We start from the raw sequence: 11353 nt of genomic DNA, 5'->3' as shown, positions 1-11353 counted from the left end.
CTCGATTACCCTGATATGCGAAATTCGTCACCGTCGGCTGTTAAGATTGATGCGTCCCCGTCCATTCCCCACCCCGATGAACCGTACGCTCGACCATCGCAACCTTGCCATGCTGCTGCTCGAGGCCCGCGAAACGCTGATGGGCCTGTTCCGCCCCATTCTCAAGGAATTCGCGCTGACCGAACAGCAATGGCGGATCATCCGCGTGCTCGACGGCGAACCGGCGCATGCGCTCGAAGCGGGACAGATCGCGCGCCGCTGCTGCATCCTGAGCCCGAGTCTCACGGGCGTGCTGGAACGGATGGAACGCGACGGCCTGATTACCCGCACGCGCGCGCGGGAAGATCAGCGCCGGCTGCTGGTGAGCCTGACGCCGCAAAGCAGGAAGCTGGTGACCGAAATCGGCCCGCGCATCGACGAGCAGTACCGCCAGCTCGAAGCGCGATTCGGCCAGGACGGCCTGGACGACATCTACCGCGCGCTCGACCGGCTGATCGAGCTCGGCAGCGCGTCGTAGGGCCCGCCGCCGCCGGACCGCCGCGAGCGGCGGTGACCCTGAACCGGCAGGCCGCGGATCGCGCGGGCAGTCAGTGCAGCGCGCCGCGCATCAGCTCGGTCACCGCGACGCCGCGCGACGTGCGCATGCACTCCTCGACGTAATCGACGAACGGCAGCGGCTCGAAATCGATTTCGTCGCGCACGCGGCGGTTGTCGAATACGCGATCGACCGTCGCGAATTCCGCGCAACGCTGCAACGCCCGGCCGATCACGCGCTCGAGCGCCGGATCGGACCGCCCGAGCACGTCGCGCACCACGAGCGGCAGTTCGTCCGGCGCGCATGCCGCATAGCGCGGCGCGCCCGTCATGCCGGCCGCCTCGTCCATCGCGCGCACGATCTGCGCGACCTGCGGCGCCTCGTCGCCGGCCGACACGTGATACACGTCGTGCATCAGCGTCGGCTTCACGGCCAGCAGCATCGTCGCGCGCGCCACGTCGTCGACCGACACGATGTCGATGCGCGTCATCGGCCGCGCGGTGAAGCGGCGCGCCGCGTGCGCGACGCGGAACATCCAGAACGAATTCGGCGCGGGCCGCGTGCCGAGCACCGTGTGACCGACGACGTGCGACGGGCGCACGACCACGAGCGGCAGCCCCAGCCCGCGCAGGCGCTGTTCCGTTTCCGCCTTCGCGTGCAGGTAGTCCGCCGCGAGCACCGCGCCAGGCAGCCCGTCGCGGCTGTGCGCGACATCACTCGCCGCCGCCTCCTGCACGATCCCGCCTCGGCCCGCATGCGCATACGCGGTGCCGACATACACGAAACGCTGCAGCCGCGGCGCGTGCGCGAACCGCTCGGCAAAGCGCAGCGCATCGTCGATGTCCGCCTGCAGGTGCGCGCCGTCGGCCGGCGACGCATGGCCCGCGCAGTGGATCACGTGCGTCGCGCCGGCGAGACGCGGCGCGTCGGCGCCCTTCCACACGTCGCCGAGCGCGCCGACGATCACGTTCGCGTCGCAGAGACGCGACGCCCAGTACGGCGCGAGCCCTGCGCGCAGCGCCGCTTCGCGCAGCCGCGCGACCGCGTGGCCGCGATTCTCCGCCCGCACGACGCACACGATGCGCTCGAGCAACCCTGCGTTGACGAGCGCCGTCAGCACGGTACTGCCGATGAAGCCGGTGGCGCCGGTGAGCACCAGCCGCCCGACGTTGGCCGCCGCGACCGGTGCGCTGGCCGGCGACACGAGGCTCGTCCGCCAGTTGAGCGACAACGCGGTTTTCCAGATCAGCACGATAGTCTCCTTCGAAGAATCGGCCGGGCGACGCCGCTGCCGCGGGGACGGGGCTGCGCACGGCTGCCGGCCGGGCCGGGGCCGACGCTCGCCCCGGCGGTCCCCGATCCTGCTGCGGCCCGCGATCGCGTCGATCGCGCCTCCGGCACGAGGCGGCAGCCCGCCGCGGACGGGCGTCCGTGGCACAGGATCGGGAAATTCCCAGTGTGGGGCCCGATCGCCCGCAAGTCTGTCCCGAAAGTTTCGTGAAAGTGTGCGGATTTGTACGCGAATGTCTGAGTGTGTCGCGCCGGCCGGGCCATCCAATCGTTGAAACGTCCGGTCGGACAGTATTCGGGGCCTGCATGGCTGGGCCGCCGGCGCGGTTCGGGGCCATCCCTTCGGCGCGACACATCGACGCGCCCCGGCCTAGTCATCGCATGTCCCGGGCGGCGCCGACGTCCGGCCGCGGCATGCGGATCGCGGTGCCGCCTGCGTTTGCGCGCGCAACCCGAATCCGCGCGTATCGTCAGACGTCCTTTCATCCGAAACGCCAATAGACGCAATGCGGATTTATTGAGGATTATCACTTGCGTTTCATGGCAGTCTATCTAGACTGTTCAAACCAAAACGGTCGAATGTGTCATTTTCTTCAGGAGACGATCCAATGCGCCTCACCATTCGGATTAATGGCAGCGAATCGGCAACCCGGCACGCCTTCGCGGTGCTGTGGGTCGATACCGACGAGGGCCTGTGGTCACGCGAGGCACACCAGGGCATCGATCTGCCGACCTGGGGCAAGGTGCGGGACGTGGAAGGCGCGATGGCCCTCTGCGCGGCCGACAGTGGAAACGCCGTGTGCCAGCTGAAGGGCCTGTCGTTCAGCCCGACGCAGCGCGAACAGGGCCCCGCGGTGCTCGCGGGCGAACACCCCGACGGCGCGTGGCGCCTGCAGGCGGTCGATCGTTCCACCGCGGAGTCGGAAAACCACGAATTCATTTCCGTCGCGCGATAGGTATTCGCGACGGCAATCCTCTGCGGTTTCCGGGTTTATTCCGGTTTCCGCGATATTCATTTCGATATTCAGCAATAACGGCGCCTCACTCGGGGCGCTTTTTATTTTCCGCTCCCCGAAATTAATCGGGGCCGGGGTAATTGAAGCGCGCTTGCGGTAACCCCCGTCTCTCCTCCCCGATTTCGTCGCCGCCAGCGAGCCATGTCGCGCCGCCGTTCCGGCCTTCCTTGCGCATTTTCCGGTCGTGCCCGGTCGAAGATGCCCCTCTTTCAAGGGGCCGAAACACACTTTCCCCACACGACGTTTACTCCTTTATTACAATCGCATTATTCAGACTGACCCAGCCGCCGTCCGGCGGCCCGACCCGGCCCTTGCATGAGCGTGAAAAAGAAGACCCACCCCGCCGATCCGTACGCCGCCGCGACCAAGCATCCGATGCTCGCGTCACGCCTGCCGATGTGGCGCTCGAAGCTGGTCGTGATCATGGTGTCCCTCGGTTTCGCCGCGCTCGTCGGGCGCGCGTTCTGGGTGCAGGTCGCGAACCAGGATTTCTACGTCGGGGAAGGCCAGAAGCGCTACCAGCGCACGATCGAGCTCGACGCGATGCGCGGGCGCATCGTCGACCGCAACGGCGCGATGCTCGCGGTCAGCCTGTCGACCTATGAAATCTGGGCGAACCCGAAACAGGTCGCCGAAATCGACTACCCGCAGATCGCGAAGCTGCTCGACATGCCGCTCGCGGAAGTAAAACGCCGGCTGCGCAACGACCGTACGTTCGTGCTGCTCAAGCGGCAGATCGACGCCGATACCGCGAGCCGGCTCGACAAGCTCCAGATCGACGGCATCACGCAGATCGCCGACTCGAAGCGCTTCTATCCGGAAGGCGAATCGGCCGCGCACGTGGTCGGCTTCACCAACGTCGAGGACAAGGGCCAGGAAGGCGTCGAGCTCGCGGCGAATGCAAGGCTGTCGGGTACCTCCGGGCAGCGCGAGGTGATCCGCGACCGTCTCGGGCGCATCGTGTCCGACACGCGCCCGCTCGTCCCCGCGCAGCACGGCGCGACGATCGAACTGACGATCGACCGGCGCATCCAGCAGCTCGCGTTCAGCCAGCTCAAGGCAGCGGTGATCGAGAACAACGCGGTGGCGGGCAGCGTCGTCGTGCTCGACGCGCAGAACGGCGAAATCCTCGCGCTCGCGAACTACCCGACCTTCGATCCGAACGATCGCGCCAGGCTGACGGGCCAGCAGTTGCGCAACCGCGCGGTGATCGACACGTTCGAGCCCGGCTCGACGATCAAGCCGCTCGTCGTCGCGCTGTCGATCGACGAACGCAAGGTCACGCCGAACACGATCATCAACACGTCGCCGGGCACCTACAAGATCGGCCCGGCCGTGATCCACGACACGTCGAACCACGGCTCGCTGACCGTCTCGCAAGCGCTGCAGAAGTCGAGCAACGTCGCGCTCGCGAAGCTGGCGTTGAACCTGCCTGCCGAAACGATCTGGAACAAGTACCAGGAATACGGGATCGGCCGCGCGCCGGAGCTGACGTTCCCGGGTGTCGCATCGGGCCGCCTGCGCGGCTACAAGCGCTGGCGGCCGATCGAGCAAGCGACGATGGCGTACGGCTACGGGCTGTCGATGTCGCTGCTGCAGATCGCGCAGACCTACACCGCCTATGCGGGCGACGGCACGCTGCATCCGGTGTCGCTGCTGAAGAACGGCGCCGACCCGCAGACGATCGATGCCCATCGCGGCCACCGCGTGACGTCGCCGCAAACCGCGGCGGCGATCCGCACGATGCTCGAGTCGGCGGTCGGCGAAGGCGGCACGGGGCGCCGCGCGCGCGTCGACGGCTACCGGATCGGCGGCAAGACCGGCACGGCACGCAAGCAGATCGGCGCGACCTATGCGAAGGGCAAGTACCGTGCGCTGTTCGCCGGGATGGCGCCGATGAGCGAGCCGCGCCTGATCGTCGCGGTGATGATCGACGAGCCGCGCGGCAAGGGCTACTACGGCGGCACGGTGGCCGGCCCGGTGTTCTCGTCGGTCACGAGCGGCGCGCTGCAGTTGCTCGGCGTGCCGCCCGATGCGCCGGTCGAGCCGACGCCGAATGCGCCGGCCAAGGCGGCGGCATCGCAGAAGACGGTCGCGGCGCCGAAGGCCGCGGTGCAACCGAAGACGGCGGCCGCGCAGAAGGCGGCAACGCCGGTGAAGACGGCCGCGCAATCCGGCGCGGCCGTACAGACGAAGGCGGCGGCAGGCTGAAGCCTGCCGGGTGCCAAAGGTACTGCCGGGCGCGGCCGCCGGCGAATAGGTCCGCTATTCGCCGTGTCGAATGCCTCGCATGCGCCCTGCCGACGTTCCGACGTTCCGACGGCCGGCACCATCCCGCCAGCCGCGCGAACCCGGCCGCGCGACCGTCAATGCGCAGCCGCCACCGGCCTCACCATCCTGCCGAGCACGTGCTCGGTCATCCCGCGCGCGAGTTCGCTCTCGCCCATGAATACGGTGCCGATGCCCTCGCTCGACAGCAAGTCGGCCTCGTCGCTGCTGTTCGTGCACAGCACGACCTCCAGCGTCGGGTTCAGCGTGCGCGAGATCTCGACGATCTGCCGCACGTCGAATACGTCCGGCAGCGTGACGACCAGCATCCCGGCGCGCGCGATATGCGCCTGCACGAGCACGACCGGCTCGATCGCGTCGCCCGACACGGCCGCGACGCCGTCCGCGCGCAGCTTCTCGACGAGCTCGCGGTTCTGCTCGACGACGACATATGCGATCCCGCGCTCGTCCAGCGCATGCGCGATGCGCGTGCCGACCTTGCCGTAGCCGACGATCACGACCTGCCCGGTCAAGTGCGTCTGCGGCGTCGACATCGGCAGCGCGGCGAGCGGATCGTCGCGTGCCTCGAGCTTGCGCGCGAACGCCGAATGCTCGCGGATCCATGCGAGCGCCGGATCGATCATCGCGAACAGCAGCGTGTTCATCGCGATCGAGATCAGCGCGACCGCGAGAATCAGGCTCTGCCCCTCGGCCGACAGCAGTCCGAGCGCCCGGCCGAGCCCCGCGAGGATGAACGAGAACTCGCCGATCTGCGCGAGGCCCGCGCCGACCGTCAGCGCGGTATTCAGCGGGTAGCGGAACGCGATCACGAGCGCGACCGCCGCGAGCGTCTTGCCGATCAGCACGATCGCCGCGACCTCGATCACGTGCAGCGGCTCGGCGAGCAGCACCTTCGGGTCGAACAGCATCCCGACCGAAATGAAGAACAGCACCGAGAACGCGTCGCGCAGCGGCAGCGTCTCGTCTGCCGCACGCCGGCTGAATTCCGACTCGCGCATCATCATCCCGGCGAAGAACGCGCCGAGCGCGAACGATACGTCGAACAACTTCGCCGCACCGAACGCGATGCCGACCGCCGCGGCAATCATGCAAAGCGTGAACAACTCGCGCGAGCCGGTACGCGCGACGAGCCACAGGATGCGCGGAAACACGCGCTTGCCGACCACCAGCATCAGCGCGATGAACGCGGCGACCTTCAGCATCGTGACGCCGAGCGTGCCCCACACGCTGCCGCCGGCCGCCTGCACGTCGCCGGGCGGCGTGCCGCCGAGCAGCCCCGCGACGGGCGGCAGCAGCACCAGCACGAGCACCATCACGAGATCCTCGACGACGAGCCAGCCGACTGCGATGCGTCCGTTCACCGTCTCGACGAGCCCGCGCCCCTCGAGCGCCCGCAACAGCACGACCGTGCTCGCGACCGACAGCGCGAGTCCGAACACGAGTGCCGCGCCGACGCTCCAGCCCCATGCGAGCGCGAGCCCGCCGCCGAGCAGCGTCGCGACGGTAATCTGGACGACGGCCCCCGGCAGCGCGATCTTGCGCACCGCGAGGAGATCACCGAGCGAAAAATGCAGGCCGACGCCGAACATCAGCAGCATCACGCCGACTTCGGCGAGCTGCTGCGCGAGCGACAGGTCGCCGACGAAGCCGGGCGTGCCGGGGCCGATCACGATCCCGGCGAGCAGATAGCCGACGAGCGGCGGCATTTTCAGCAGCGACGCGAGGTAACCGAAGATCATCGCGAGACCGAAACCGGCCGCGAGCAACGCAATCAGGCTGACGTCATGAGGCATCCCCCCTCCCGAATTCTTGTAACGATTTAGTAAGGTTCAAGAATGAAAGGATAAGGGATGAGGCAAAAAAAATGGTGCGCCCCGCGAAAAATTCACGCGGTGGCGCGCCATGGCGGGGTGCAACCCCGGTCGGGCGGCATGCGCGTCGCGGGCCGGCCGGCGCCGCGACGCGGATCGATCGGGCGGGGCCGGACGCCCCGCCGCGAGCGTCAGCGCGACGCCTGCGGGAACCGCGCGCCCGGCGGCGGCTCCGGCCGTGTCGACGGCGTGCCCTTGCGCACCTTCGCGACCTGCGCGGCCGTGATCGCCGCGCCCGTATTGCCCCAGCTCGTGCGCACGAAGTTCGACACGTCCGCGACTTCCTGGTCCGACAGGCGCCAGCCGAACGGCGGCATCGTGAAGGTCGACGGCGCCGCATGCGTACCCTGCAGCGCGCTGCCTTCCAGCACGACGTGGATCAGCGACGTCGGATCGTCGCCCTGCACGACCGGATTGCCGGCGAGCGCCGGGAACACGCGGGTGTAGCCGTGGCCGTCGCTGCGGTGGCAGGCCATGCAGTTGTCGCGATAGACGGCCGCACCCGGCTTGCTCGCGTCGCCGGTCCGCAGCGCCTTCGCCGCCGCAGCGTCGTACACGTGCGGCTGCTCGCCCTGCACGCGCGGCGGTAGCGTCTTCAGGTAGCGCGCGATCGCGCTCAGGTCGTCGTCGGTCATGTGCTGCATGCTGTGGCCGACCACGTCCGTCATCCCGCCGAACGCGGCCGTGCGCAGCGTGCGGCCGGTCTTCAGGAACTGCACGATCTCGGTCTCGTTCCACGTGCCGAGCCCGGTGCGCGGCTCGCCGCGCAGGCTCGTCGGCACCCAGCCGTCGATCGCCGCGCCGCCGGCCAGGAAGTCGAGGCCGCCCGCGTCGGTCAGCGCGCGCTCCTGCATCGTCACCGCGCGCGGCGTGTGGCACGCGCCGCAATGGCCGAGACCCTGCACGAGATACGCGCCGCGCGCGACCACCGGATCGGTGTACGGCGCCGCATCGAACGGCTTCGGCGCCGGCGCGAACAGCTTGCGCCAGAACGTCAGCGGCCAGCGCATCGATAGCGGCCACACGATGTCGACCGCGCGGTTCTCGTGCTCGACCGGCGCGACGCCGTGCATGAAGTACGCGTACAGCGCCTTCACGTCGTCGTCGTTCAGGCGCGCGTAGGACGGATACGGCATCGCCGGGTACATCGTGTCGCCGTTCTTGCGGACGCCCTCGCGCACCGCGCGGGTGAAGTCGTCGAGCGTCCAGCCGCCCAGGCCCGTCTTCGGATCCGGCGTGATGTTGGTCGAATAGATCGCGCCGATCGGCGTGTCGAACTTCAGCCCGCCCGCGAACGGCTTGCCGCCGCTCGCCGTGTGGCACGCGATGCAGTCGCCCGCGCGGGCGAGGTAGGCGCCGCGCTTGACGAGGTTCGCGTCCGCCGACTGTGCGGCGGGTGCGGCTGCCGGGCCCGAAGCCGCGGCGGCCGCCGGTTGCGCGAAGGCCGGGCCGGCGAGACCGAGCGCCGCCCATGCCGTGCCGATCGCCAGCGCGCGCCGCAGCGGAGGCAGGCAGCGTGCGGCGTGGTGGTGGTTCACTGTCCTCTTCATGCGGTCACCAGCGGGGCGGGATTTTTCAGGTATTGCTCGCGGATCGCGCGTGCCGACCAGTAGGCCAGCGCCGCGATGATCCCGGTCGGGTTGTAGCCAATGCCCTGCGGCAGCGCCGACGCGCCCATCACGAACACGTTGTGCACGTCCCAGCACTGCAGGTAGCGGTTCAGCACGCTCGTCTTCGGATCGGTGCCCATGACCGCGCCGCCGACCAGGTGGGTCGTCTGGTATGCGCGCGAATCGAAGTGCTTGCCGAACTCGCGCGTCGACACGCCGATCGCCTTCGGCCCCATCGCCTCCGCGATCTTCTTCATCTGCCCGGTCACGTACTGCGCCATCCTGATGTCGTTGTCCTTCCAGTCGAAGGTCATCCGCAAGAGCGGCTGGCCGTACGAGTCGCGATAGGTCGGATCGAGGTCGAGGTACACGTCGCGGTACGACATGTTGGTGCCGTGCGCGTCCATCGAGATCGTGTGCGCGTAGTTGTCCTTCACGGCCTTCTTCCACGCGGCGCCCCATTGCGGCGTGCCCGGCGGCGTCGCGATGCCGCTGATCGGCTTCACGCCGGCCTGGTTCACCCACAGCGGCGAGCCGCCGACGAAGCCGAGCGGGCCGTGGTCGAAGTTGTCCGCGTTGAAGTCGTCCACCGCGACGCCGTTGCCGCCCGCGCCGATGAACGGGTTCGTGTACGTGTCCTTGTCGAAGAACGCCTTGATCGTCGACAGGTTCTGGTACGCGAAATTGCGGCCGACGACGCCTTCGCCGGAGATCGGGTCGTACGGCTTGCCGATACCCGACAGCAGCAGCAGGTGCACGTTGTGATACTGGAACGCGGCGACGATCACGAGATCGGCCGGCTGATGCACTTCACGGCCGGCCGGGTCGACGTAGGTGACGCCCGTCGCGCGCTTCTTCGTGTCGTCGAGATCCACGCGCAGCACGTGGCACTTCGAGCGCAGTTCGAAGTTCGGCACCTGCTTCAGCGCGGGCAGGATGTTCAGGTTCGGCGACGCCTTCGAGTACATGTAGCACGCGTAGCCGCTGCAGTAGCCGCAGAAGTTGCACGGCCCCATCTGCACGCCGTACGGGTTCGTGTACGGCCCCGACGTGTTCGCCGACGGCAGCCGGTACGGATGCAGGCCGAGCGATTTCGCCGCGTCGGAGAAACGCTGCGCCGAATACGTATTGAGCTGCGCGGGCAGCGGGAAGTTGTCGCTGCGGTTCGCGTCGAACACGTTGCCGTCGCCGACCACCTTGCCGCCGACCTTGTACGCCTGCCCCGACGTGCCGAACACCTTCTCGGCGAAGTCGAAATACGGCTCGAGCTCGTCGTAGCTGACGCCCGTGTCCTGGATCGTCATCCCCGCGGGGATGAACTTCTTGCCGTAGCGCTCTTCGTAGTGGCTGCGCAGGCGCAGCTCCTCCGGCGTGATCCGGAAGTGCACGCCCGACCAGTGCAGCCCCGCGCCGCCGACGCCCTCGCCCGGCAGGAACGCGGCGAGCTGCCGGTACGGCAGCGCGGTGTCCTGCACGCCGTGGCGGATCGACACGGTCGTCTTCGACAGGTCGAGGAACAGCTTCTTGCGAACGTTGTAGGTCAGCTCGTCGATCGTGTTCGGATACGCGCCGTCCGGATAGGTGTCGCGATACTCGCCGCGCTCGAGCGCGACGACGTTCAGGCCCGCTTCGGTCAGTTCCTTCGCGAGAATCGCGCCAGTCCAGCCGAAGCCGACAATCACCGCATCGACGTGCGGCTTCTTTTCCGCGGCCATCAGGTGCGCTCCCCGTTGATCGAAACCGGGCCGTACGGGTAGGGCTTGCCGTTCTGGTTGACGAAATCCATGAAGTCGGCGCGCGCGCCCGGAAAGCCGATCATCTGCCACGCGGCCATGTCGTGATTGCCGCCATGCACCGGATCGCAGAAGTAGCCTTCGCGCGTGTTCTGCAGCAACTGGCCGAAGAACACGGTGGACGGCACGTCGTCGATCTGCGCGGCGCCTTTCTCCAGTGCGCCGAGCACGGTATCGCGGGTCGCCGCGTCGAGCTCGGCGAACGCCTTGCGGTGGGCCTTTTCGCAATAGCGGTTGACCGCCGCGATGCCGAGCCGGTAGATGTCGCGCGGCACGAGCTTGAGCTGATAGCCGAGCTCGGGCACGCCCTGCTGGAACGGCCCCTGCATGTACCACGTCGCGCCGTGCGCGTACGGGGTTTCCATCTGGCGGTCGATGAATTCGGGCACGCCGGATTCGAGCGCGCCGGGGCCTTCGGCGTCGGCCGGGATCAGCCGGTCGACGGCGGCCTGGACGAACGCCCACTCCTTCGCATCGAAGAAGGTCGGCTTGTACGGCGCGCGTTCGGCGCCGGCCGGCGCGGCGGATGCGTTGCCTGCCGTGGTCGCGGACGATGACGACGCGCGCAGGTCGCAACCGGCGACCGACGCGATCGGCACGAGCGCGACCGACGTGCGCAGGAAACGGCGACGCGAATTGGGTTTGTCGGGTGGCGTGGACATGGTCGGATGTTGATCGTTGGGGAGCGTGGTTCGGGAACGCGCATTCCACATGCGACATGCCCGACGCGGCAGCCATGCCGCGCGCGGCCGGCCGCCCTGTTCTTGCGGTGTTGCGAACAACCTCGATGCGGATGCCGGCCGCGCACCGCGCGGCGGCGCCGTCATGCAGCCGCACGCGCGCGGGTTCCGGCGCGCCGCGCGGGTCGACCTCTTCGCGGGTCTGATGGTCGGACAAATACCGGCTTACCGCCCGCATCTGCCCCTTCATCGCCATGGCCCTGTTCAAC

The 11353-nt window shown here is 68.4% G+C and carries 8 protein-coding genes; 3 read left to right on the top strand and 5 right to left on the bottom strand.

The window, feature by feature from the left end:
• The first annotated feature begins 76 nt into the window (after window positions 1-76).
• A complete protein-coding gene (gene hpaR / locus DIE22_RS17570; protein ID WP_124498002.1) occupies window positions 77-517 on the top strand; it encodes a homoprotocatechuate degradation operon regulator HpaR in 441 nt (146 codons plus the stop codon).
• 70 nt (window positions 518-587) lie between these two features.
• On the opposite strand, the gene DIE22_RS17565 is transcribed toward hpaR, so the two are convergent.
• Complete coding sequence (locus DIE22_RS17565; RefSeq protein WP_124605675.1) at window positions 588-1787, bottom strand: SDR family oxidoreductase; 1200 nt, start codon at window positions 1785-1787, stop codon at window positions 588-590.
• Between the two features lie 646 nt (window positions 1788-2433).
• Between DIE22_RS17565 and DIE22_RS17560 the strand changes: the two genes are divergently transcribed.
• Together DIE22_RS17560 and DIE22_RS17555 are read left to right on the top strand one after the other, a co-directional pair.
• Window positions 2434-2781 carry a DUF3564 family protein gene (locus tag DIE22_RS17560; protein WP_124498000.1) on the top strand — a complete coding sequence of 116 codons (348 nt, stop codon included), beginning with the start codon at window positions 2434-2436 and terminating at the stop codon, window positions 2779-2781.
• Window positions 2782-3156: 375 nt separating this feature from the next.
• Window positions 3157-5052, top strand: coding sequence for a penicillin-binding protein 2 (locus DIE22_RS17555; protein WP_124605674.1), 1896 nt, complete (start codon window positions 3157-3159; stop codon window positions 5050-5052).
• Between the two features lie 155 nt (window positions 5053-5207).
• Here DIE22_RS17555 and DIE22_RS17550 read toward each other — a convergent pair whose 3' ends face one another.
• The 4 genes from DIE22_RS17550 to DIE22_RS17535 all read right to left on the bottom strand — a co-directional run bounded on the left by DIE22_RS17550 (window position 5208) and on the right by DIE22_RS17535 (window position 11066).
• Window positions 5208-6923, bottom strand: coding sequence for a cation:proton antiporter (locus DIE22_RS17550; RefSeq protein ID WP_124605673.1), 1716 nt, complete (start codon window positions 6921-6923; stop codon window positions 5208-5210).
• Window positions 6924-7132: 209 nt separating this feature from the next.
• Entirely contained in the window at window positions 7133-8551 is a 1419-nt protein-coding gene (locus DIE22_RS17545) for a cytochrome c (RefSeq protein ID WP_124605672.1), read from the bottom strand.
• Window positions 8548-10326, bottom strand: a complete 1779-nt coding sequence (locus DIE22_RS17540; protein WP_124605671.1) for a GMC family oxidoreductase — start codon at window positions 10324-10326, stop codon at window positions 8548-8550. The genes DIE22_RS17545 and DIE22_RS17540 overlap by 4 nt, the downstream gene beginning before the upstream one ends.
• A complete protein-coding gene (locus DIE22_RS17535) occupies window positions 10326-11066 on the bottom strand; it encodes a gluconate 2-dehydrogenase subunit 3 family protein (RefSeq protein WP_124605670.1) in 741 nt (246 codons plus the stop codon). The genes DIE22_RS17540 and DIE22_RS17535 overlap by 1 nt, the downstream gene beginning before the upstream one ends.
• Between the last annotated feature and the right edge of the window lie 287 nt (window positions 11067-11353).

This window comes from Burkholderia sp. Bp9142 (assembly GCF_003853415.1).
Lineage (GTDB): Bacteria > Pseudomonadota > Gammaproteobacteria > Burkholderiales > Burkholderiaceae > Burkholderia.
This window is presented reverse-complemented; position numbering and strand designations above follow the sequence as displayed.

Coding starts and splice junctions, on each gene's coding strand:
- hpaR (WP_124498002.1), top strand. CDS start 77: ATGAACCGTACGCTCGACCATCGCAACCTTGCCATGCTGCTGCTCGAG.
- DIE22_RS17550 (WP_124605673.1), bottom strand. CDS start 6,923: ATGCCTCATGACGTCAGCCTGATTGCGTTGCTCGCGGCCGGTTTCGGT.
- DIE22_RS17540 (WP_124605671.1), bottom strand. CDS start 10,326: ATGGCCGCGGAAAAGAAGCCGCACGTCGATGCGGTGATTGTCGGCTTC.
- DIE22_RS17545 (WP_124605672.1), bottom strand. CDS start 8,551: ATGAAGAGGACAGTGAACCACCACCACGCCGCACGCTGCCTGCCTCCG.
- DIE22_RS17555 (WP_124605674.1), top strand. CDS start 3,157: ATGAGCGTGAAAAAGAAGACCCACCCCGCCGATCCGTACGCCGCCGCG.
- DIE22_RS17535 (WP_124605670.1), bottom strand. CDS start 11,066: ATGTCCACGCCACCCGACAAACCCAATTCGCGTCGCCGTTTCCTGCGC.
- DIE22_RS17560 (WP_124498000.1), top strand. CDS start 2,434: ATGCGCCTCACCATTCGGATTAATGGCAGCGAATCGGCAACCCGGCAC.